This window comes from Hominimerdicola alba 8 (assembly GCF_000178155.2).
Lineage (GTDB): Bacteria > Bacillota > Clostridia > Oscillospirales > Ruminococcaceae > Hominimerdicola > Hominimerdicola alba_C.
Window position 1 is genome coordinate 40591 of the sequence record NZ_ADKM02000050.1, and the last position, 21373, is coordinate 61963.

Sequence of the window (21373 nt, forward strand, 5' to 3'; positions counted from 1 at the left end):
CAAATGAAAACACCGACCCTGACGGTCAAAAATAAATCTGAAAGGAGCTGCTGAGATGGCAGTTTTAATGAATAAAGAACAGATAATGGAAGTCATACCCCACCGCGACCCTTTCCTGCTCATTGATGAGATAAACGAACTGGAAGTCGGCAAGAGGGTGAAAGCCACAAAGTACATAAAGGAAGATGATTTCTGGTTCAAGGGTCACTTTCCGCAGTACCCTGTTACTCCGGGTGTGCTGATGGTGGAGATGTGCGCACAGGCGGGCGCTGTTGCTCTGCTGGCACTGCCTGAGAACAAGGGCAAGATAGGTTTCTTCGGCGGCATCAACGACTGCAAGTTCCGCCAGCAGGTGGTACCGGGCGACACGCTGGAGATAGAAGTCGAGATCATCAAGGTAAAGGGACCTATCGGCGTGGGCAAGGCGCTGGCTACCGTAGGCGGCAAGAAGGCTGTTTCCTGCGAGATAACATTTGCAATAAAGTAACATATGGTAAACGACATAAAAACAGGGCATCTTCCGAAAAGGAGAGTCTGACATGAAGCCTGACCTGAAAAAAATGCAGTGGACAAGACCTCCGCATTCTTTCACTATCGGAGAGGATAAGGTGGAGATAGTCACCGAACCGCACACCGACTTGTGGCAGAGGACTTATTATCATTTCCGCAACGACAATGCCCCTGTTTTACAGGCTGAGAGCGATGAAAAATTCTTCTCGTTCACCGTCAGGACAGAGTTTGCATCAACGACCCGATTTGACCAGTGCGGCGTTGCAGTCTACCTTGATTGCGACAACTGGGTAAAGGCATCTGTTGAGTACGAAAATGACAGGATACAGCGTCTTGGCAGTGTGGTCACAAACAACGGCTATTCAGACTGGGCATCGGTCGATATCGACGCTTCGGTGAAAGTCATGTGGTTCAGGCTGAGCCGCCGCGAGGAAGATATCTGCATAGAAAACTCCCTTGACGGCGTGGATTTCAGCCAGATGCGCATCTGCCACCTTTTCAGCCTGAAAGATACCATAAAATTCGGCATCTACGCATGCAGTCCCGAAGAGTCGTCATTCAGAGCGACTTTCACCGATATGGAGGTCACTGAATGCAAGTGGCTCGCCCATGACGGTCAGCAGCCCGACTGATGAAAAACTTATATGACTATCCCTTTAGCACACCACCAAAAAATACCTTTATAACAAGGAAATACTGAGTTGATGTTATCTTTCCCCCGCCGCAGGCGGGGGAAAGATAAACGCCAACTATATTCAGTTCCCGATATAACATCGTTTATTTTGGTGTGTCAGCGGGATAACCACAAAAACTTATCGCGACAGTTGTACTGCCGCATCTTTTCTCCCGCCGACGGCGAGGGGAAAGATACCGCAGCTGCATCAACAGCTGATAAATAATTTTCCTTATCAAGGAGTAAGATATGTTAAAAAAAGTTCTGATAGCCAATCGCGGCGAGATCGCGGTGCGTGTTATACGTGCCTGCCGTGAACTTGGCATAAAAACTGTGGCGGTATATTCCACCGCCGACAAAAATGCACTGCACGCCATGCTCGCAGATGAAGCAGTCTGCATCGGCGGTCCGCAGAGCAAGGACAGCTACCTGAATGTACGCGCGATAATCTCAGCCTGCGAGATAACGGGCGCGGAAGCTATCCACCCCGGATTCGGTTTTCTGTCCGAGAATCCCGCTTTTGCCCGCATGTGCGAAAAGTGCGGCATAGTTTTCATAGGTCCGCGTGCGACTTCGATCGAGATGCTGGGCGACAAGGCGCAGGCTAAAGAAACTATGAAAGAAAACGGCGTGCCTGTAATAATGGGCAGTGACGGCGCGATATCCAATATACACGCCGCAAAGACCCTCGCACGCGACTTGGGCTACCCTGTGCTGGTCAAAGCATCGGCAGGCGGCGGCGGACGCGGCATACGCATCGTGGAGAGCGAGGAAGAGCTTGAACCGATGATGAAGGCTGCCCGTCAGGAAGCGCTGGCATGCTTCGGCAATGACGAGGTGTACATAGAGAAGTTCATCAAAGACCCTAAGCACATCGAGATACAGATACTCGCTGACGACTACGGCGATGTCATATATCTTGGTGAGCGCGACTGCTCGATGCAGCGCAGAAGACAGAAAGTCCTCGAAGAAGCACCCTCACCTGCCAGCTTCATGACAGAAGAACTGCGTGCGAAAATGGGCAGGGCTGCTGTCACAGCTGCAAGGGTATGCGGCTACAGGAATGCAGGCACGATAGAATTTCTGGTGGACAGCAACGGCGATTTCTATTTTATGGAGATGAACACCCGCATACAGGTCGAACACCCCATCACTGAGGCTGTAACGGGCATCGACCTTGTAAAGCAGCAGCTTCTTATAGCGGGCGGCGAAAGGCTCACGATAAAGCAGGAAGATGTCAAGCTGACAGGTCACGCGATAGAGTGCCGTATAAATGCCGAAGACCCCGCTAATGACTTCCGTCCGTCACCGGGCAGGATAAACTCAATGTTCATACCAGGCGGATTTGGCGTGCGTGTGGACACTGCGGCTTATTCGGGCTATGAGATACCGCCTTACTATGATTCGATGATAGGCAAGCTGATAGTACACGGCAAGAACCGCGAAGAAGCCATAGCTAAAATGAACTGGGCGCTGGCTGAGTTCATCGTTGACGGCGTTGCCACCAACGTTGATTTCCAGCTGAAACTGATACGCCGCCCCGAGTTCATCGACGGCAACTACGACAACGGCTTCCTCAACCGCACAGATATACTTGCTGATGAAAGAGGTGAAGACTGATGCAGTTCGATGAATTTTTCTCAGTTGTAAGGGAAAGACTTGGCAGTGACAAGGGTGATGACAATTCAAAGAAAAAAACCGATATCCCCGCAGGACTGCTTTTCAAATGCCCCCGCTGCCGCAGCGTGACTTTCATCGAAGAGTTCAACCAGAACGGCAAGGTTTGCCCCAACTGCAACTACCATTCACGTCTGACTGCCCGCGAAAGGCTGAAAATAACCGCTGATGACGGCAGTTTCCGTGAGTTTGACAGAAAGATGATATCAAAAAACCCCATCGATTTTCCAGGCTATGATGCTAAGCAGAAAGAACTGCGCGAGAAGACAGGTCTTAATGATGCGGTGCTGACAGGCAGGGCTAAGATACATCACGAAGATGTGGTGCTGATAGTCATGGACTCAAACTACATGATGGCATCTATGGGAAGCGTGGTGGGCGAACGCATCACCCGCGCCATCGAGTACGCCACCGAGAAAAAACTCCCTGTTGTGGCTTTCACTGCATCGGGCGGCGCACGTATGCAGGAGGGCATAGTGTCACTGATGCAGATGGCTAAGACATCGGGCGCTGTGGCAAGACATAACGAAGCGGGCGGACTGTACATATCTGTTATGACAGACCCCACCACAGGCGGCGTAACAGCCAGCTTTGCCTCGCTGGGCGACATAATAATCGCTGAGCCGAAAGTGCTTATAGGATTTGCAGGCAGGCGCGTCATAGAGGGCACTATAAAGCAGAAACTCCCCGATGATTTCCAGTCGGCAGAATTTATGCTTGAAAACGGCTTTGTGGATATGATAGTTGAACGCAACAAGATGCGCCGTGTGCTGGCACACCTTATCAGACTCCACAGAACGCCTGAGATAAAGGAGGTCGAGAGCGATGAATGAACAGCTTTCTGCCAGCCGCAGGCTGGATATAATCAGACACAAGGGCAGACCCACCGCCCTCGACTACATACCGATGATATTTGACGAGTTCTTTGAACTTCACGGCGACAGGCTTTGCGGCGATGACAGGGCTATAATCGGCGGCGTGGCATCTTTTCACGGCACGCCCGTAACGGTCATCGCAGAGGTCAAGGGACGCGACCTTGAGGAAAATCAGCAGTGCAACTTCGGCATGCCCCACCCTGAGGGCTACCGCAAGGCACTGAGGCTCGCCAAGCAGGCTGAGAAGTTCCACAGACCAATCATCTGCCTTGTGGATACTCCCGGTGCATATCCGGGCGTCGAGGCTGAAAAGCGTGGTCAGGGCGAAGCTATCGCCCGCAATATAATGGAATTCATGATGCTGAAAACACCTGTTATCTCCATTATATTAGGCGAAGGCGGTTCGGGCGGTGCGCTGGCACTGGCAGTCTGCGATGAACTTGCTATGCTGGAAAACTCGCTTTACTCGGTAATATCGCCAAAGGGCTTTGCCAGCATTCTCTGGAAAGATGCTTCACGCGAGCGCGAAGCCTGCGATATAATGAAGATAACCGCCGAAGATCTGGTACGCTTAAAGGTCTGCGACCACGTTATACCAGAAGCAGACGGCGGTGCGCACAACGACCCTCAGCTGACTGCTGAGAACATTTCTGCATATATTTCAGAAAGTCTGCAAAATTTACAAAGAAAATTTCAAAAAGGGCTTGACGAAATGCTAAATAGTCGTTATAATAAGTTTAGAGTTGTCGGAGACTTTGATGAGTTTCCGCATTCTGATACACAGCCGTCAGATAATGCGGCTGAATGAACCAGTTTGAGTATAGAATGGAGGGAAATGAACATGGTATTTGACAAGATTCGTGAGATCATTGTTGAGCAGCTCGACGTTGACGAGGACAAGGTAACTACAGACGCTTCTATCACCGAAGATCTGGGTGCTGACTCTCTGGACGTTGTTGATCTGGTCATGAGTATCGAAGAGAGCTTTGATCTTGAAATTCCCGATGAAGAGGTTGAGAATATCAAGACTGTTGGCGACATCGTTAAGTTCATCGAGGCTAAGACCGAAGACTGATCAAAGTCGATTTACAAAAGTCCGCTTATGCGGGCTTTTTTCTTTTGGTCAAAAAAAGTGCGCAGACATTATTTTTCGTCTGCGCACTTTATGTTTATTCAGCCTTGCTTTCGTCTTTTTTTTCTGCCGCCGCCTTTTCCTCAGCTTTTTTGACCTCTTCCGCCATAGTCATGAAGTCGGGCAGTTTATCCATAGTCACTGTAAGGTCGTTGTTGTACATGGTGATGATATCCTGCGCATCGTTGTATGCCTGCGAAAGTTCGCCGTCCTCACCCACGATGTAGCTTCCGCCCCACTGACCGATGTACGACCACATAGCGTGCTCGTCAGCCATGTTCTGTATCAGCGGCATGCTGTCACACTCGCTCATGGCGATGGGCTTGCCGCCCGCAATGCTCTGCATAAACAGCAGTGTGCTCACCTGACCGCCCTTGCCGCCGCCGTACACATCAGCCGACAACACATCACAGTACTCGCCGCCCACGAACCAGTTGGAATTCTGTGCCGACCACACCCATATCAGGTTGTGCAGACCGTGATACTCGGTCATGCGCTTGTACATGGTCTTCCAGAGCCATATGTAGGCATCAGCATCTTTGCCCCACCAGTACAGCCCGTTGGAAGCCTCCTGCAAGGGTCGCCAAAGCACAGGCACTCCCTCGTCCCTGAGTTTCTCCAACTCGGCAGATACCTTATCTATGTCGCTCATAAGCTGTAAGCATTCGACTGTTATGCCGCCGCTCTCAGCCATGTTCTCCAGCGTGTCGATGTCCAGCATCGCCACATCTTCTTTGGTGACAGCCTTTGTTATATCGAAATCAGAGTTCTCGGCATAAACGCTCTCACTGTCATCAGGCTTGTTGGGCGAAGTCCAGTTCCACATATAACCTATCACAGCACCGCTCTCAGACCTGCTCAGCGCTTCGTTTACCTCAGCCTGTGCCTGTTCGGTATGCTCTCCGCCAGTAACATACATCATGTCGCCCAGCCTTATGGCGGGGTACTTGCCTGTGTTCTTGTAGATAAGTTCGCTTTCGTAGCTTGTGCCTATAGTGTCGTTCTGCGCAAGAAGTATCTTACTGCCGAAGCTGTCACAGAGGTACTTGTACAGCGCCTTTGCATTGTACTCCGCTTTCCTGTCGGAGAGCGTGCCGCCCGCCGCCGTCAGTTTCAGCTTGCTTATCTCGTCGCTTGCCGCCACCTGTATGCGGTCGATATCCACATTGCCGCTGACAGGTATGAAAGACAGCTTGTTCTCGCCCTTCTTCAGCTTTATGTTGCGGAAAGTCCGCCCCTCGAACTTCTCGGTCTTTCCCACCTCGAATTCGCTTATCTTACTGCCGTTCAGACTGAGTCCGCCCTCTGCTGTGTCATCAGCCGCGACTGTCAGTATGATATTGTAGTACTGTTCGGCAGGCACCTCAAAACTCACCGACCAGTCTTCTTCACTGCCGATGCCGCTGACATAGCCATCGCCCTGATATCCCTTGCGTTCCTTTGATATCGCCGCACTGCCGCCGACAGTCCCGCTCTCAGCCTGATATATCTCGTCAAACTTCTCATATTTCAGATCGGCAGGCTTTATCTTGACTTCGCTGAAAGTCTTGACCTCTTCTTCTGTTTCCTCTGCCACAGGCACAGGTGTTTCCGCCTCTTCCTCATCGGTGAGTGCGTCTTCCTCATTCGTCACGATATCTTCGTCAGCCGTAAGCACACCCAGATCCGCCGAAACTTCGGCGTTATCCTGTATCTCACTGCCGCACCCCGCGAGCATAGCCGCAAGCACAGCCGCAACAACAGCAGATATAAACCTAATTTTCATTTTACCTTTTACTATCCTCTCTTCACCATCTTACACAAATACCCGCTCAGTCTTTCCGAGCCTTTCTCAGCTTAAACAGCCTGACTGTCGTGTATGCCGCCGCAGGCACACCCACAGCAAAGACCGCCGCACACACCGCTTTAACGATGACAGGCAGTTCCACCGATGCCAGATCGCACACATTTATTGTCAGCGCCGCAATACTTATGACCAGCAGACTGATGCTCCATATCTTTCTTGGTTTTTCTTCCATAATGTCATCTCCTCTGTATTTATGCGAAAACTATCTCCGCGCTTTCGCCTGCGTTCATATTAAGTTCGATGCAGTCACCTGATGTTACATACTCTGCCGATGCGTTCTTTATCTCACAGCCGTCAGGGATCACCAGCCTGCACTTTTCGCCTTTAAGGGACTTTATAACACACTTCACAGGCTTGCCGTCAGCCCAGTCACAGTCTACCGCAAAGCCGCCGCGCGCTCTCAGCCCTCTGAAATGACCGTTCTTCCAGTCGGGGCTTGCCGCAGGCAGAAGTTCTATCTCACCGCACTCACTCTGCAAAAGGCTTTCCGCTATACCTGCCGCCGCGCCGAAATTTCCGTCTATCTGGAACGGCGGGTGCATATCGAACAGATTGTCAGATGTTGAATTTTCCAGCAATGCCGCGATGTTCTCCTTTACCTTGACACCGTCATGCAGACGCGCCCAGTGGTTTATTATCCACGCCCTCGACCAGCCTGTGTGACCGCCGCCGTGTGCCAGCCTGCGCTCTATGGTCGCCCGCGCCGCCGCCGCCAGTTCGGGGGTCTTCCTGTATGATATTATATCGGCAGGGTATAGTGCGAACAGCTGGCTTATATGCCTGTGACCCGGTTCAGCTTCGTCATAGTCTTCAGCCCACTCCATTATCTGCCCGTACTTGCCTATCTGCGGTTTCGGGAGTTTTTCACGCATACCTTTCAGCTTCTCTCTGTAATCGGCATCTATGCCCAGCACCTCGCCCGCTTCTATCACCGCTGTGAACAGTTCGTATATTATCTGGCTGTCCATAGAGGGTCCCATGCAGACCGAACCTTTCGCGCCGCTCGCCGTGATATAGGTGTTCTCAGGCGATACAGACGGGCAGGTCACCAGCTGACCCTTGCCGTTGTCGATTAGGAAATCCACAAAGAACAGCGATGCTTCTTTCAGCGTATCGTACTTCTCTGCAAGGAACTCTCTGTCGCGGCTGTACAGCCAGTGTTCCCATATGTGTGTGCAAAGCCATGCCGCGCCTGTCACCCACTGTGTACCGGGCATCCACAAGTCCTGCGGCGCAGTATCGCCCCAGATGTCTGTATTGTGGTGGCAGACAAATCCGCCGCACCCATACATCTCCCTTGCTGTTGCCCGTCCGTTGGGGCGCATTCTCTCTATATGGTCGAACAGCGGCATATGCAGGTCGCCCATATCAGCAACTTCCGCAAGCCAGTAGTTCATCTCGGTATTTATATTAACGGTGAATCGGCAGCCCCATGCAGGCCACATATCCTTGTTCCAGATGCCCTGCAAATTCAGCGGGAGCGTACCCTCGCGGCTTCCCGATATCATCAGGTATCTGCCAAAGTCGAAATACAGGCTGACCAGCCCGTTGTCAACGCCGCCCTCTTTCACCAGCTTCAATCTCTCATCAGTGGGCAGGCTGTCATTCCCGCCCTCATCAAAAACTATCTCCGTCCTGTCAAAATAACTTCGGTAGTCCTCGATATGCTCTTTCAGCAGTTCTTCAAAATCTTTCTCTGCCGCTGTGATAACATCCAGTTCGGCAGATTTTTTATAGTCGCTGACACGGTAGCTTGTCTGTACACCGATGAGTATGGTCACGCTGTCGCAGTCCTCAGTGACGATGCTGCTGCCCCATCGGTGTACGCTGCCGCCCACACCGATGACCCGCAGATACGCCGCGAAATTTATGCCGTCCTCGCCGCCGCAGCCGCCGTAGTAGAGTATGTCTGTATCGTTCATGGGGCTGTTGTCATCAAAATAATCGTCCCGTCCGTCAAGGGTCAGCTTAAGCGAGATGCTTGCCGACTTGTCTGCTGTGATGTTTATCGCCATCACCTGTGCAGGCTCGGAACATATCACCCGCCTTACGTAATTCACGCCTTTTATGGAATATTCCGCAGTGCAGACAGCATTTTCAAGGTCAAGGCTCCTGCACTTGTATTCGCATTCGCTCTCAAGGTGGTGCTGTATCACAAGGTCACCCAGAGGCATGTAGTGCCGCTGATTTACAGGCGTGCCGCAGAAAGCCTCCAGCACTATCTTTTCGGCTTCGGCTATCTTCTCTTCTTTAAGCAGCTGCCTTACCTTTTCAAGGTTCTCCCTCGCTGACGGATTGTTTCTCTTACGCTGTCCGCCCGAAAATATCGAATCCTCATTCAGCTGTATCTTCTCATAAAGCGGCTGACCGAAGCACATGCCGCCTATCCTGCCGTTACCCACAGGCAGAGCAACGTTCCAGTCCTCCGCAGGGGCTTTGAACCATATTTTTCTGTTTCTCATCATAAGCACCGCCATTCTCACACAAACTCCCAATTTTGATATGTATTGCTGATGATACAAAATTGGGGAACAATACACAACCAAATTGGGATTACACAAAAAGACATATATATCTTATTATAGCATACTCGTTCTCAAAAATCAACCAAAAATAGACAAACTACTCGAAAATCAATTTTTGCATGCCGCAAAAGTAAACACATGCAAAAAAACACCCGTCGGAGTTTCCCCCGACGGGCGTGCCGCTTATGACCGAGCTTCTGCGGCAGCAGCTTTTCTGCCTGACCTGCGCTAAATTACTTATAAGAAAGTATCCGTTTACATACACAGACCTTGTACCTTTACATATAACGACAAAAAATAACTGTCAGCATCCTAGATCCTCATATCATTGAACCCGAACCTATTCAAAACTGAACCTGTTAAAAATCTCAAAATGCAGGAGGCAGCGGAAAATCTTTTCAGCAGCGCCCGACAGGTTCCCGACCGCCTGAGCACTGCTTATTCACTTTTACAACTCGACTTCCAGAGTCACAGTGCTGTTGACAAGATCGAGGGCTGTCTGCAACCTCGCAAGTTCTTCACCTGTTTTTGCATAGTCAGCCTTAGCCTGCTCAACATCATAGTTGGCGTAAGTGTAGTCGATTATATTGCTGTAACTGCCTGAAGTACAGCGGCGCTTTGGCAGGACGTTCATCATGCCGTACAGCTTATTGCGCTTTGCACCCAGCTGAGGTATGTACACCAGCGCCTGGTCGATGGTCATACCGAAACCGGGTATCTCAGTGACAGTATTGAACACGTTTATGGCATGTTTCAGCTTGCGTATCTTCGCATCTATCTCGTCCAGCGCGTCACGAGTTTCTTCGTAGCTGTAATCGGGGCGCAGTTCTTCTATATCCTCGCCCACTGCGGCATTGAATTCTTTGGAGTTTCTCTCCTTGTTGGCTATGGTGTTGAACTCTTCGTTGAACTGTCTTAACAGCTTTGCAGCCTCTGCCGATGTGATCTTCATTTAACATCTCTCCTTTCAAACTTTCGTCCCTTGCGATGTTTAAAGTATATCACAACCGACCGCATTTTTCAACTAATTTTTTCTGCGAACCACAGAAAGCATCTTTAAGGAAATGCAGAGGTCAGCACAGTCATTACGTTGGCAGATCATGGCGTTAAATGATTCTTCACCGCCTGCGGCGGGGAAGAATACACAAAAATACCGCTTCTGCAAATCTCATTTTCTGCAAAAAAATTCGGGCAGCAGTCACCTGCCGCCCGACTGATATTACCTTATCAGAAATTTGCACCGTTCCAGCCCCAGTCAGCTGTTTCGGCATAGCTGACATATATCCTCGATGGGCTGATACCCAGTTCGTCGCCCAGTATCTCGGATATCTTGCCTGTCAGCTTGTTCTTTGCAGACCTGTCAGCGCTTCCGTAGATGCTCACCTGCACCATAGCGGCAGGATCGGCAGTACCCTTGAAATACAGCTTGAATTCAGGCTCGATGCCCACCATCAGCCAGCTTTCGGACTTACCCGGTATGGCAGTTATTGCCTGTCCCATAGCGGTCTTGATGACCTCTTCCTCAGCGGAAGTAACTGCAACATTTGTCTTGATGTCAATGAATGGCATGATCTATTCCTCCTTTATAATGACCCTCAGCGGGGTATTTTCGTCTGTTATCTTATGTAGTAAACGTAATTTTCCTTGCGGGGCTTGTCGGCGGGGTAGTCGCCCTTGATGTGACCTATAACGCAGTGACCGATGCCCTCATAGTCGCCCTCTATGCCCAGTTCTTTGAGGATAGCTTTGCACTCATCGGTTTCAAACTCCTCTTTTGCGCGGTGTATCCAACAGCTTCCCAATCCCTGGTCGTGGGCGGCAAGCATCAGGTTGCCCATGACAAGGCTTCCGTCATAAATGTACGTGGGAGCGCTCTTGTCTGCCAGAACTATCAGCACTGCGGGTGCGCCGTAAAACGGGTCAAAACTTTCGTCCTTGCCCATGAACTTTGCATTCATAACAGCCAGCTTATCCCTAAGCGCCTTGTTGGTAACGGCGATGATTATGGGCGACTGCCTGTTCATGCCTGTGGCGGCGTATGTACCCGCCTTGACTATCTCGGCTATCTGCTCATCAGTGGGCATCTCATCGGTGAAAGCCCTCACGCTTCGTCTTGTTACCATGTTTTCGATAACTTTGCTCATTATAAGTCCTCCTTTTTATCCCCGAAATATCGGGGGCTTTTTTATTCCGCGAACAGCTGTACCCTGCCGTTCCCGACTATGACTGCCTCATTGTGCGGGTGGTTGAGATCGAGGTTCGTGTTTATGACATATATCTTTGCGCCGCTCTCATTTCCGTCCCAGATCGCAGACATCTTCCCAACTTCAACGTGTGAGCCTGATGTATCTGTCTTGACCGCGAGTTCAGTTTCATAACCTGCGGGGTCAAAACTTTCGTCTGTCTGATATTCCTCCAGCGGTATGATATATTTCGCCCGCTCTTTACCGAATTCTTCCCACTTTGCGCACTCTTCATCACTGCACTCAAAGCCTGCTGTGAAGAAGCCTGTACCCTGCATTATCGAGGGCGTATAATCCATGCGGCAGTTTTTGGCGCTGTCGGGCAGTTCTTTCGGGAACCATTCGGGCAGAGTCGAAGTGTGGCGCATCTCCACGTAGCTTCTTTCAAACGGGTAGCGCCAGCCGCCTGTTTTCGCCATAGACAGGAAAGGGAAGAGGTTCATCAGCCCCGCCGCCAGCACGAAAATTATTATCCGCTTGGTATTCTCCTGCCAGTCTGTGATGCCTTTTTTGCGCTTTGATCTCATCATCAGCAGCCAGACGATCCCCAGCACCGCTATCGCATAGCCTGTGCTTGCACCGAACAATATTATGAGAAGCACCGCAAGCAACATCACCACCGCGATGAACAACGTTTCAACGATATAACTTTTTGTCCCTTTTATGCTTTTGTTCTCTTCATTCATATCTTTTTCCCCGCTGTTTACTTTTTCTGCGACTTGAATATAACGCCGACCACCTTAGGTCCTGCGTTAACTGCCACCTCAGAACCTATACGGTAGGTATCAGCGGGAGGGTAGCCGACTTTCTTTGTCATAGCCTGCACCATTTCATCGCGCACAGCTTCATCACTGCCGTAAACTACACAGTAGGGTGTCTTCGGTATCTGTTCACCGACTGTCAGTTCGAGTATCTTCGGCACAAGGGCTTTGTCGCCGCGCACCTTTGACTCGGTGGTGATGCTGTTATGCTGTATGCGCGATACAGGTCTGAGACCCATTATCTCGCCCACAAAAGCCGCCGCCGCAGGTATCCTGCCCGACTTTTTCGCATACTGTAACGAATACATGCCAAAGAATATCACGCAGTTATCCACCCAGTCGCGGATAAAACTCTCTATCTCGCTGACAGATGCGCCTTTCTGCGCCTTTTTAGCGGCTTCCACCACCGCATAGCCGTAACCGCCCGTGTAGCCCTTGCCGTCTATGTTGATTATATTGAACTTGCCCTTAGCTTCGGGAATCTCTTCAAAAAGCTGTTCTGCCGCCATTACAGCGTTATTGTAGGTGGAAGAACCCTTTGAATTTATGCTGACATATATGACATCGGTGTACCCCTGCTGATACAGCGCCTTGAAATGCTCGGTAAATTCAAAGACAGTTATCTGCGAGGTAATGGGTATGCCGTCATACTCGTCCATCATCTTATAGAACTTTTCGTTGTCGAAATCGACACGGCTGGTGTAGCTGTTATCACCCAGCGCCACCTTGAACGATACCACATGTATATCGTACTTCTTTTCGTTCTCAGCAGATATATCACTTGCTGAGTCGGTCATTATCTTGATCTTTGACATCTTAGTTTTCCTCCTGAATATTCATTTTACTTTCTATATAACGCTTTAACTGCGAAAATTTGCTGTTATCAAACTGTTTTCCGAGTTCATCGGGGTCAGCGGACAGCTTGTCATAGTCTATATCCATTATTGAACTGAATGTTAGTTCTCTGTCATCAAGTTTAAAGCAGATAGTTTCCAGCCAGTGTGTGCCGCTCCTTGTATCATAATGCTCTCGCTTTATTTCCATGCTCCTGATCTCGCTGTATTTTATAACATCGGTCTTTATAAACGCTTTTATAAATTTGACTTCCTTTTCCTGCGCATCAAAGCTACACGGCACAAAGGATAATATCAATAAGATAAGGAAACACAACAATAACAGTATCCCGAAGACAGCAAATCCATCATACCAATCTTTATCTGCCGCTATAACAAATACAAAGGTCACTACGAAAGTCGGGAAAAGAAACACATAAGTCATATTCGACGGATAAGTAAATTCTTCTCTCATGCCATTTTGCCCTCAATAAACGCTTTCAGTCTTGTGAATTTGCTGTTCTCCGTCTGCTTTTGCAGATAATTCGGGTCTTTTAGTATCGCTTCAAAGTCTATATCCAGATTGCCGCCAAAAACATATTCCTTTTCATCATCACAGTGAAAAGATATGACTTCCGCATAATACCTGTTCACCCCGCCGCGACCGCGCATCTCCCGCAACTCAGCATTTACCTCTATGCTTTTTATGTTTTCATAAGGTATAACTGTCTTTTTCAGCAGATAGCGGAATGTCACGGCATGGTCATCGGCAGAAAAACTCGCCTTGCATGTATACAGTATGACAAGCATTATGGCAAAGACCAGAATAAAGAACAGCATGCCGATCATGGTGTCATCGATCAGCACAGCGATAATCAATGGAACGCCAAAGATGACCATTGTCCCCAAACAGCCCATTACCTGACCATCTTCCTTGCTTGCAAAATCGTGATTGTAGTTTTCTTTCATGTCAGAGATACCTCTTGCTTTCGATGAAGTATTTCAGTCTTGAAAAGGCGCTGTTCGCCTTGTCCTCTGCGCTGACACCCGTTGAACCTTGTACATATGTCAGGCTTTTGCGGGAGGGTTCTATCATTCCCGCAAAGGAATGATCGCCGTCTTCGCAGTGGAAAGTTATTATTTCTGCAACATATGAATAATCGTGTCTGTTGCGGCGGTATGTTCTTTTTTCGGTTTGTATGTCGATGCTTCTTATTGAAGAATATGGTATTTTCTTTCTGAATACTCTGCCGAATGTGACTGCGTTATCATCTGCGGTAAATACCGATGTCCAGACTGGGAACAGTGCGCAGTAAAACATTGCACCCAGACTTAAGATCATGTACAGGTCAAGGTTTTTGCCAGTCCTGTCAGAGTAGATTTTTAAAACACATGCTATCGCCAGAAAAACGATGCACGCAACAAGCAGAGGAGTTTTATTTCTGCTTATGGTATCTTTTTTGTATTTTTCTTTCATTTTGTTTCTCCTTTTGGTAAGTTTTTCTTTAGCCTGTCCTATAATTTCATTTGTTCTTCGATGTATCTTTTAAGCTGCCAAAAAGGGCTGACAGACCAGTCGCCTTTAAACATAGACATTTCTGAACCCGGCGAGCTGCATTCTCGTTCCGGGACCAGTACGCCCGCAAATCTATGATCGCCGTCCTCACAGTGGAAGGTGATCCACTCGACCAGTTTTGCATATTTTTTGTGGTTTTTCCGGCGTGTTTTCGTTGATCTGCAAATATCGATGCTTTTTATCGAAGAATACTCTATCCTCTTTTTGGAGAACTTGCCGAATGTTACAGCTTTGTCGTCAGCGGTAAAGGATCCTTGAAGATTTAAATATATGATCCAGCAGATAAATAACACGAGCGATATGGCAAGCAGCGTGAAGAATACCTTTGTTTCAATAGCATCACGTTTGATAAATGCTATGATAAACAATGCTAACGAACCTAAAATCAGTGCATCCGCCGGCTCAAGGTCTTTGTCCGATTCGTAACAGTATTTTTTTTTCATTTTTTTGTTCTTTTCTTTTACTTTCAGTCCCAGGTATATTTTGTCAGCTTTCCCTCTCTGCCGAGATCGGGGTAATCCCACTGACGCAGTACCTCATAGGTCGCTATCGCCACCGAGTTTGAAAGGTTAAGGCTTCTCAGCGTGTTTCGCATGGGTATGCGCACGCATTCTTCGGGGTGTGCATACAGCAGTTCTTCGGGCAGACCCGCATCTTCTCTGCCGAAAACTATGTAAACGGGCTTGTCTTCGGGGTACGCCGCATCTGAGTGTACTTTTCTGCCCTTTGTGGTGAAGAAATAGAACTCGCCCTCGTTCTTCGCAAAGAAGTCCTCCAAGTTATCATAATAGTATATATCCAGTTTATCCCAGTAGTCAAGACCTGCGCGTTTCAGCTTTTTATCGTCTATCTCAAAGCCGAACGGTCTTACCATGTGCAGTGCCGCGCCCGTTACGGCGCAGGTGCGGGATATGTTGCCTGTGTTCTGCGGTATGCGGGGTTCAACCAGCACAATGTTCAGCCTGTGTGCCCTTTTTGGGGAATTTTCGGGCGGCTGATGTTCTGGCGAAAGGGCATTTACGTTATCCTGCTTCATCATAGTATCGAATAATCGTCCAACTGCTGGTAGCTTGTAAGCCACGGCAGCTGACCCTCCAGCATAAGACCCTCAGTCCACGGCTGCTGATAGCTGTATGTTATCTTGACATTCAGTTCACTGAAAGCAGTCGCGCGGTTCATGGCTATGGGCAGGCTGTCACCCTTTAACAGCGAACCTATCAGCACACTGGTGAAAATATCGCCCGTACCCGAATAGTGTGCGCCCCTTACATAGTCGTTGCGTATCTTCCAGAAGCTGTTCGTAGCCTTGTCATAGCCGATGGTGTGCATGCCGCCGCCCGCCAGATTTACGCTGGTTATGACAACGGTCTTAGCGCCCTGTTCGGAAAGCCTTACCAGCCACGACCTTGCATCGCTGCTGCCCAGCGGGTTAGCGGGGTAGTCCTCACCCAGAAGTATCGCCGCTTCAGTGATATTCGGTGTGATTATATCTGCCACCGCCACCAGTTCACCCATGCGCTTGCAGAGTTCGCCCGTATATGTGGCATAGCTTTTGCCGTCATCACCCATCACAGGGTCAACGACTTTCAGCGCATCGGGAAAAGCAGAGAAAAATTCCAGACAATGGTCTATCTGCTCAGCCGAAGCCAGAAAACCGCTGTAAATGCAGTCAAAATGTGTGCCCATGCGCTTGTAGTGTTCAAGGGCGGGGTGTATGAAATCGGTGAGGTCGCGAATAACGAACTCACTGTAACCCGTGTGGGCGCTCAGCACCGCCGTCGGTACAGGACAGACCTGCACCCCCATAGCGGAGAGTGTGGGGATTATAACTGTCAGCGAGCATCTGCCCAGCCCTGACAGGTCTTGTATAGCGGCAACTCTTTTGCAGCCATTCATTTTACTTACCTTCTTTTATTTATATTTGTGATCATCCCGCTGATACACCAAAATAAACGATGTTATATCGGGAAAGATAACATCAACTCAGTTTTTCCTCATTGATAAAGGTATTTTGCAGTGGTGTGCTAAAGGGATAGTCATATTTATATTTTGTCATACCGCTCACTGTTTTTACAGCGGCAGGTGACCTTTATTCATCTGTATCGTCCTTATCTTCAAACGTACTGTCAGTTTTTTCCTGTACTTTGAAGTATTCTTCCGCGCTCTGCCTCAGCAGTTTTTCGGCGGGGGCTTGCATTCTGACAAATTCCTGCTCGGCAGTTATCTCGTTGAAGCCTATCTTAAGGCGTATCGCCTGTTTGAGGTTGACGATCTCCACCTCGTCATGCACGCCGCCCGACTCACCGTCCAGCGACCATGCCAACGGCTGTTTGCTCTTTATAGTCAGTTTTGAAGTCTTGAAAGTCACAAAATGCGGACCTGTCAGCTTGTTTATGGCGGCATCTGCCAGTATACTGCTGAGTACTATGGGGTTGCCTGGTGTCCTTATAAGGCAGACCTCAAAAAGACCGTCATCATAGCAGACACCATGCTGTATGAAATTCTTCATGCCCGCGATGGACTGCGAGTTTGATATAAGCCCCAGCGCAAAACTGCCCTCGATAGTTTCGCCGTCATGTTCGATAACAAGGTCATAGCCGCGTATCTCATTAAGGCGGCGAAGCGCTTCAACAATGTAAGCCGCGTGACCGAACTTGTTTTTATACTCCTGCGGAGTTTCATATGACACCGCCGTAAAAGCGCCGAAAGCCGCCACATAGACAAAATTCGTGTCGCCGTTGAACAGACCGATGTCATAGTCAAAGAAAACGCCGTGTGCGACAGCGTTGGCGCACTCAACGGGATTGCGGGGCAGTCCCAGTGACATTGCGACATCGTTGGTCGAACCTGCGGGTATATATCCCAGCGGGACTTTCTTATCAAGCCCTATCATAGCAGATACCGCTTCACTGAGAGTGCCGTCACCGCCGCTGGCTACCACGAGATCGTAATTGCCTGCTTCCTCATGCAGTTTTCGCCCGCCGTCACCTGCATATTGTGTGGGGTAAACGGTAACGTCATAGCCCTCTTGGGTGAATATATCTATTATATTGAAAAGTTCGTTCTTTATCTGCCCTTTTCCCGCAAAAGGATTGAACACAAAAAGCAGTTTTTTCATTATATCCCTCCATCTTATAGAAAATCAAATGTTGAATGTGATGAAAAAGTCAGCACTTTTATTGTGCGGATATACCTATTTAGATTTTAACACTAACAGCCTCCATTGTCAAGAGAATATCTGTTAATAACACGGGGTAATTTCGCGGCAGGTTTTTCACCGAATGCCTATATTTTTCACAGAAGTTTCACCGCCTGCTTTAGGTTGGTTTAAGTCATGTGCGGTATACTTTAGTCAACATAAAGAAAGCGAGGTAAGACCTTATGAAAAAGACTAATATTTACGCAGCTATGATAGCAATAACAATGGTACTCTCTCTGGCATCATGCGCAGAGTCGGCAGTAAGCAGTGACAACACAGCAGAAACAACAACAAAGACAACAACCGACCTTTCCACCGAAACAGTTTCGGGCGAAAAAGTCGCGGCAGGCGATACTGAGAACGCTGATACCGAGATAAAGTCAGCATTCACCGATGACGGTGACAGCTTAGACATCGTATCAGCTTCATTTGAGGGCAGCACATCGGGTATGCTCGACACCGCTGACATGTTCAGCGAAAGAGATCTCGAACAGACAGCCGATGTTTCTGAGGCTGAGTATATCACCGTCAGCAGCAATGACACCATAAGCATAACAGACGGCGGCGTTTATGTGATAAGCGGTTCGGCTGAAAACTGCACCATCAGGGTAGAAGCTGACAGTCAGGAGAAAGTTCAGCTGGTGCTGGACGGTGTTTCCATCACCAACGAAGATTTCCCCGCGATTTACGTTGTAAGTGCCGACAAGTGCTTCATCACCACTGCTGAGGGCAGTGAGAACACCCTCTCGGTAACAGGCAGTTTTACCGCTGATGCTGACACCAACACCGATGCAGTCATATTCTCAAAGGACGACATCGTGTTCAACGGTATGGGCGTGCTGAACATCTCTTCGGCATACGGCAACGGCATATCAGGCAAGGACGATGTCAAGTTCACAGGCGGCAGTTACAATATCACCTCAGCCCTTGATGCTGTAGAAGCCAACGACTCCATAAGGATATGCGGCGGCACATTCGATATTATTTCAGGCAAAGACGGTCTGCACAGCGAGAATGACGAGGACGATTCGCAGGGCTATATCTACATAGCGGACGGCACATTCTCGATAGATGCAAAGAGCGATGCTGTACAGGCAACGACCATCGCGCAGATAGACGGCGGCAGTTTCGACATGACCGCAAGCGAGGGCATAGAAGCTACCTACGTGCAGATAAATGACGGCACTATAAACATAACCGCATCTGATGACGGCATAAACGCCACAAACAAGAGTACCGCATACGATGTTGCGATAGAGTTCAACGGCGGCTATACCACGATAGTCATGGGTCAGGGCGACACCGACGGCGTTGATGCCAACGGTTCGGTAATAGTAAACGGCGGCACTATTGATGTTACCGCACAGATGTCCTCTTTCGACTATGACGGCACTGCCGAATTCAACGGCGGTACTATAATCGTCAACGGTGAAGAGGTAAGCGAGATACCCGTTTCAATGATGGGCGGCGGAATGGGCGGTCACGGCGGCATGATGGGCGGCGAGATGCAGGAAGGTATGCAAGGCGGCATGCGCGGCGGCAGACGCGGCGAAATGTTCTCGATGACATAATTATGCAGATGATTTTCTCCCATATATAGATAAAACGCAGTCGGGACATATCTTCCCGACTGCGCTTTATCTTTAATCGCATAAAAAACCGCCCCAACTATTGTCGGAACGGTCTTCAAGCAATAAAATCAAATTATATAATTATCAGCTTACAATGCCATGCTTTACTCTGTCTTCAACTTCCTGACGCTTGGCATCATTGAAGCGGTCAAGTGTGCCGACCAGATAACCTGTTATTCTCCTTATCCTCTGAAAAGGAACTGCCGAGAAGTGATACTCGACATCAGCATAGTCACCGTCAAGTGAGATATCGATGGAGTCTATAGCCTTACCGGGATAAAGGTCATGCGCCCTTGATACATATGCCTGCTTCTCTTCCTCACTGAGGACACCGTTTTTAACGTTTACGCTTATCATAGTATTTTCCTCTCACTTTCATCATGTTGTATTGCGTATATTATAATAACACAAGATATAGTATTTGTCAAGCGATTTGGTAATTAATGTTGCACAATAACACGCTGTTTTTTTTGGAACACCTCACAAAGGGCGGTTCATATTTTACGGTGTTTTGTTTAGCTGAACCATCTGCATGACCGCACTGTCGGGCTAAGACAAACATTGTTAAAAATCGGACGATAATAATATTCATGCGTTTTTTTGCGGCAGGTCGGACGGAATGTAAAATAAGGTGTCCTTCACTCCATATACAGCGTCAAAACGCCATGTCTGCGGGGCTTCATGCTTCTCCGCCCACCTGAACACGCGCTTATATCCGAGTATCCGACCACTATATATAGTGCATTAAGTGTACATACAGCAAAGCACCCCCGAAAAACGGAGGTGCTTTTTTGTGTGACCACTGCAAAACTCCGAAGAGTTCAGCATGTTAGTTTGCAAGACCCGATTTCTCGATACCTTCAACGAAGTATCTCTGGAGAAATACATACATTACCAGTATAGGTGTTATCGACAGCAGACAGCCTGCTTCCAGCCAAACGATTATCTGACGAACAGATACCGACTGACCATCGAACAACTGCTGTATCAGGTTGGTATTCAGGTTCTTCAGCATCAGCGCAACTGTGTCGTTGTTAGTGAAGAATGAACTGGATACATAGTAGTCATTCCAGTACCATACGATGGAGAACAGGAAAACTGTCAGGAAAGACTGCCTTGCGTTTGGTATCATTATCTTCACGTAGGTGTAAAGAGGTGAACAGCCGTCAAGGTAAGCCGCATCTTCCAGTTCCTTCGGCAGTCCTCTGAAGAACTGACGGAAGATGAAGATGAACAGACCTGCTCTGATACCGTTTGCGAACAGTGCGGGCAGATACATTGTCCACGGGCTGTTTATCAGCGAAGCGGATCTGCCCAGCGTGAACAGCTTTGCTAAGAATTCAGGCTTGAAGTGCGCAAACTGCATGTACAGAGGTATGGTGGTTATCTGAGGCGGAACGACGATCATCATTATAACGATGCCGAACAGTATGTTCTTGCCCTTGAACTTGAATCTTGCAAAGCCGTAGCCTGTTATCGAACAGGTCACGACCTGCAATATAGAAGCCACCAGATTGAGGATTATGGTGTTTATAAGGGTCTTATCGAACTTCATAACGCCCCATGTCTGCTTAACATTATCCATTGTGAAACTCTTTGGGATCCAGATGATAGAGGGGTCGTTCATCTGCTCACTGGGTCTGAATGCTGTTGACAGCATAAAGATCAGAGGATAGAGAATGATGAAACACAGACCAAACAATATCAGAAATCTGAAAACAGGCCAAACAGCACTGATAGCCCTCTGTCTTCTGTTGTACTTGATCTGCTCAGGGGTCAGGAACTTTTCGATACCGATCTCTTTCATGCGTCTTTGACGCGCTTTAGCAGCCGCTTTACGTTCCTTTTCAAACTGCTTTTCTTCTTTTTTAGTCGCCACTTCTATCCCCCCT

24 protein-coding genes are annotated in these 21373 nt (G+C 48.7%); 7 read left to right on the forward strand and 17 right to left on the reverse strand.

Annotated features, from left to right (window positions below; genetic code table 11):
- The first annotated feature begins 55 nt into the window (after window positions 1-55).
- The 6 genes from fabZ to acpP all read left to right on the forward strand — a co-directional run bounded on the left by fabZ (window position 56) and on the right by acpP (window position 4810).
- Window positions 56-487 carry a 3-hydroxyacyl-ACP dehydratase FabZ gene (gene fabZ / locus CUS_RS04635; RefSeq protein WP_002847779.1) on the forward strand — a complete coding sequence of 144 codons (432 nt, stop codon included), beginning with the start codon at window positions 56-58 and terminating at the stop codon, window positions 485-487.
- 52 nt (window positions 488-539) lie between these two features.
- Entirely contained in the window at window positions 540-1142 is a 603-nt protein-coding gene (locus CUS_RS04640) for a DUF1349 domain-containing protein (protein ID WP_002847958.1), read from the forward strand.
- Window positions 1143-1432: 290 nt separating this feature from the next.
- On the forward strand, window positions 1433-2803 hold the full coding sequence (locus CUS_RS04645; RefSeq protein WP_002847972.1) for an acetyl-CoA carboxylase biotin carboxylase subunit: 1371 nt from the start codon (window positions 1433-1435) through the stop codon (window positions 2801-2803).
- On the forward strand, window positions 2803-3693 hold the full coding sequence (gene accD / locus CUS_RS04650; protein ID WP_002847768.1) for an acetyl-CoA carboxylase, carboxyltransferase subunit beta: 891 nt from the start codon (window positions 2803-2805) through the stop codon (window positions 3691-3693). Before CUS_RS04645 ends, accD begins: the two co-directional genes overlap by 1 nt.
- Window positions 3686-4543 carry an acetyl-CoA carboxylase carboxyltransferase subunit alpha gene (locus tag CUS_RS04655; RefSeq protein WP_002847771.1) on the forward strand — a complete coding sequence of 286 codons (858 nt, stop codon included), beginning with the start codon at window positions 3686-3688 and terminating at the stop codon, window positions 4541-4543. The genes accD and CUS_RS04655 overlap by 8 nt, the downstream gene beginning before the upstream one ends.
- Before the next feature lie 33 nt (window positions 4544-4576).
- Window positions 4577-4810 (forward strand): acyl carrier protein, encoded by a 234-nt coding sequence (gene acpP / locus CUS_RS04660; protein WP_037276568.1) that lies wholly within the window; start codon window positions 4577-4579, stop codon window positions 4808-4810.
- A 94-nt stretch (window positions 4811-4904) separates the two neighbouring features.
- On the opposite strand, the gene CUS_RS04665 is transcribed toward acpP, so the two are convergent.
- The 15 genes from CUS_RS04665 to CUS_RS04735 all read right to left on the reverse strand — a co-directional run bounded on the left by CUS_RS04665 (window position 4905) and on the right by CUS_RS04735 (window position 17769).
- Window positions 4905-6632, reverse strand: coding sequence for a glycosyl hydrolase (locus CUS_RS04665; protein ID WP_002847787.1), 1728 nt, complete (start codon window positions 6630-6632; stop codon window positions 4905-4907).
- A gap of 46 nt (window positions 6633-6678) precedes the next feature.
- Window positions 6679-6885, reverse strand: coding sequence for a hypothetical protein (locus tag CUS_RS04670; RefSeq protein WP_002847778.1), 207 nt, complete (start codon window positions 6883-6885; stop codon window positions 6679-6681).
- Window positions 6886-6904: 19 nt separating this feature from the next.
- Window positions 6905-9175, reverse strand: coding sequence for a glycoside hydrolase family 95 protein (locus CUS_RS04675; protein WP_100084536.1), 2271 nt, complete (start codon window positions 9173-9175; stop codon window positions 6905-6907).
- Between the two features lie 511 nt (window positions 9176-9686).
- Window positions 9687-10190, reverse strand: coding sequence for a hypothetical protein (locus tag CUS_RS04680; protein ID WP_002847927.1), 504 nt, complete (start codon window positions 10188-10190; stop codon window positions 9687-9689).
- Between the two features lie 275 nt (window positions 10191-10465).
- Window positions 10466-10807, reverse strand: coding sequence for a phenylpyruvate tautomerase MIF-related protein (locus tag CUS_RS04685; RefSeq protein WP_002847977.1), 342 nt, complete (start codon window positions 10805-10807; stop codon window positions 10466-10468).
- Between the two features lie 47 nt (window positions 10808-10854).
- Window positions 10855-11382, reverse strand: coding sequence for a nitroreductase (locus tag CUS_RS04690; RefSeq protein ID WP_002847801.1), 528 nt, complete (start codon window positions 11380-11382; stop codon window positions 10855-10857).
- 41 nt (window positions 11383-11423) lie between these two features.
- The gene (locus CUS_RS04695; protein WP_002847847.1) at window positions 11424-12167 is read right to left on the reverse strand and encodes a hypothetical protein; all 744 of its coding nucleotides are present in this window, start codon (window positions 12165-12167) and stop codon (window positions 11424-11426) included.
- Window positions 12168-12184: 17 nt separating this feature from the next.
- The gene (locus CUS_RS04700) at window positions 12185-13057 is read right to left on the reverse strand and encodes a DegV family protein (protein WP_002847936.1); all 873 of its coding nucleotides are present in this window, start codon (window positions 13055-13057) and stop codon (window positions 12185-12187) included.
- Window position 13058: 1 nt separating this feature from the next.
- Window positions 13059-13550: a hypothetical protein gene (locus tag CUS_RS04705; protein WP_002847825.1), complete on the reverse strand. Its 492-nt coding sequence runs from the start codon at window positions 13548-13550 to the stop codon at window positions 13059-13061.
- Entirely contained in the window at window positions 13547-14044 is a 498-nt protein-coding gene (locus CUS_RS04710) for a hypothetical protein (protein WP_002847872.1), read from the reverse strand. Before CUS_RS04710 ends, CUS_RS04705 begins: the two co-directional genes overlap by 4 nt.
- A gap of 1 nt (window position 14045) precedes the next feature.
- Window positions 14046-14552 carry a hypothetical protein gene (locus CUS_RS18535; protein WP_002847906.1) on the reverse strand — a complete coding sequence of 169 codons (507 nt, stop codon included), beginning with the start codon at window positions 14550-14552 and terminating at the stop codon, window positions 14046-14048.
- 38 nt (window positions 14553-14590) lie between these two features.
- Window positions 14591-15094, reverse strand: coding sequence for a hypothetical protein (locus tag CUS_RS04720; RefSeq protein ID WP_080559519.1), 504 nt, complete (start codon window positions 15092-15094; stop codon window positions 14591-14593).
- A gap of 23 nt (window positions 15095-15117) precedes the next feature.
- The gene (locus tag CUS_RS04725; protein WP_002847823.1) at window positions 15118-15690 is read right to left on the reverse strand and encodes a tRNA (cytidine(34)-2'-O)-methyltransferase; all 573 of its coding nucleotides are present in this window, start codon (window positions 15688-15690) and stop codon (window positions 15118-15120) included.
- Window positions 15687-16547, reverse strand: coding sequence for a pyridoxamine kinase (locus CUS_RS04730; RefSeq protein ID WP_002847953.1), 861 nt, complete (start codon window positions 16545-16547; stop codon window positions 15687-15689). The genes CUS_RS04725 and CUS_RS04730 overlap by 4 nt, the downstream gene beginning before the upstream one ends.
- Window positions 16548-16740: 193 nt before the next feature.
- Window positions 16741-17769 (reverse strand): diacylglycerol/lipid kinase family protein, encoded by a 1029-nt coding sequence (locus tag CUS_RS04735; RefSeq protein WP_002847803.1) that lies wholly within the window; start codon window positions 17767-17769, stop codon window positions 16741-16743.
- Window positions 17770-18032: 263 nt separating this feature from the next.
- On the opposite strand from CUS_RS04735, the gene CUS_RS04740 reads away from it, so the two are divergent.
- A complete protein-coding gene (locus CUS_RS04740; protein ID WP_002847758.1) occupies window positions 18033-19421 on the forward strand; it encodes a carbohydrate-binding domain-containing protein in 1389 nt (462 codons plus the stop codon).
- A gap of 144 nt (window positions 19422-19565) precedes the next feature.
- On the opposite strand, the gene nrdD is transcribed toward CUS_RS04740, so the two are convergent.
- On the reverse strand, window positions 19566-19838 hold the full coding sequence (gene nrdD / locus CUS_RS04745) for an anaerobic ribonucleoside-triphosphate reductase (protein ID WP_002847955.1): 273 nt from the start codon (window positions 19836-19838) through the stop codon (window positions 19566-19568).
- Window positions 19839-20310: 472 nt separating this feature from the next.
- Window positions 20311-21360, reverse strand: coding sequence for a carbohydrate ABC transporter permease (locus CUS_RS04750; RefSeq protein ID WP_002847921.1), 1050 nt, complete (start codon window positions 21358-21360; stop codon window positions 20311-20313).
- Window positions 21361-21373: the final 13 nt, after the last annotated feature.

Bases quoted from the DNA above. Each gene is read 5' to 3' on its own strand.
- CUS_RS04700 (WP_002847936.1), bottom strand. From the start codon at position 13,057: ATGTCAAAGATCAAGATAATGACCGACTCAGCAAGTGATATATCTGCT.
- acpP (WP_037276568.1), top strand. From the start codon at position 4,577: ATGGTATTTGACAAGATTCGTGAGATCATTGTTGAGCAGCTCGACGTT.
- CUS_RS04710 (WP_002847872.1), bottom strand. From the start codon at position 14,044: ATGAAAGAAAACTACAATCACGATTTTGCAAGCAAGGAAGATGGTCAG.
- accD (WP_002847768.1), top strand. From the start codon at position 2,803: ATGCAGTTCGATGAATTTTTCTCAGTTGTAAGGGAAAGACTTGGCAGT.
- CUS_RS04655 (WP_002847771.1), top strand. From the start codon at position 3,686: ATGAATGAACAGCTTTCTGCCAGCCGCAGGCTGGATATAATCAGACAC.
- CUS_RS04725 (WP_002847823.1), bottom strand. From the start codon at position 15,690: ATGATGAAGCAGGATAACGTAAATGCCCTTTCGCCAGAACATCAGCCG.
- CUS_RS04680 (WP_002847927.1), bottom strand. From the start codon at position 10,190: ATGAAGATCACATCGGCAGAGGCTGCAAAGCTGTTAAGACAGTTCAAC.
- CUS_RS04730 (WP_002847953.1), bottom strand. From the start codon at position 16,547: ATGAATGGCTGCAAAAGAGTTGCCGCTATACAAGACCTGTCAGGGCTG.
- nrdD (WP_002847955.1), bottom strand. From the start codon at position 19,838: ATGATAAGCGTAAACGTTAAAAACGGTGTCCTCAGTGAGGAAGAGAAG.
- CUS_RS04675 (WP_100084536.1), bottom strand. From the start codon at position 9,175: ATGAGAAACAGAAAAATATGGTTCAAAGCCCCTGCGGAGGACTGGAAC.
- CUS_RS04665 (WP_002847787.1), bottom strand. From the start codon at position 6,632: ATGAAAATTAGGTTTATATCTGCTGTTGTTGCGGCTGTGCTTGCGGCT.
- CUS_RS04705 (WP_002847825.1), bottom strand. From the start codon at position 13,550: ATGAGAGAAGAATTTACTTATCCGTCGAATATGACTTATGTGTTTCTT.
- CUS_RS04645 (WP_002847972.1), top strand. From the start codon at position 1,433: ATGTTAAAAAAAGTTCTGATAGCCAATCGCGGCGAGATCGCGGTGCGT.
- CUS_RS04640 (WP_002847958.1), top strand. From the start codon at position 540: ATGAAGCCTGACCTGAAAAAAATGCAGTGGACAAGACCTCCGCATTCT.
- CUS_RS04720 (WP_080559519.1), bottom strand. From the start codon at position 15,094: ATGAAAAAAAAATACTGTTACGAATCGGACAAAGACCTTGAGCCGGCG.
- fabZ (WP_002847779.1), top strand. From the start codon at position 56: ATGGCAGTTTTAATGAATAAAGAACAGATAATGGAAGTCATACCCCAC.
- CUS_RS18535 (WP_002847906.1), bottom strand. From the start codon at position 14,552: ATGAAAGAAAAATACAAAAAAGATACCATAAGCAGAAATAAAACTCCT.
- CUS_RS04735 (WP_002847803.1), bottom strand. From the start codon at position 17,769: ATGAAAAAACTGCTTTTTGTGTTCAATCCTTTTGCGGGAAAAGGGCAG.
- CUS_RS04695 (WP_002847847.1), bottom strand. From the start codon at position 12,167: ATGAATGAAGAGAACAAAAGCATAAAAGGGACAAAAAGTTATATCGTT.
- CUS_RS04685 (WP_002847977.1), bottom strand. From the start codon at position 10,807: ATGCCATTCATTGACATCAAGACAAATGTTGCAGTTACTTCCGCTGAG.
- CUS_RS04740 (WP_002847758.1), top strand. From the start codon at position 18,033: ATGAAAAAGACTAATATTTACGCAGCTATGATAGCAATAACAATGGTA.
- CUS_RS04690 (WP_002847801.1), bottom strand. From the start codon at position 11,382: ATGAGCAAAGTTATCGAAAACATGGTAACAAGACGAAGCGTGAGGGCT.
- CUS_RS04670 (WP_002847778.1), bottom strand. From the start codon at position 6,885: ATGGAAGAAAAACCAAGAAAGATATGGAGCATCAGTCTGCTGGTCATA.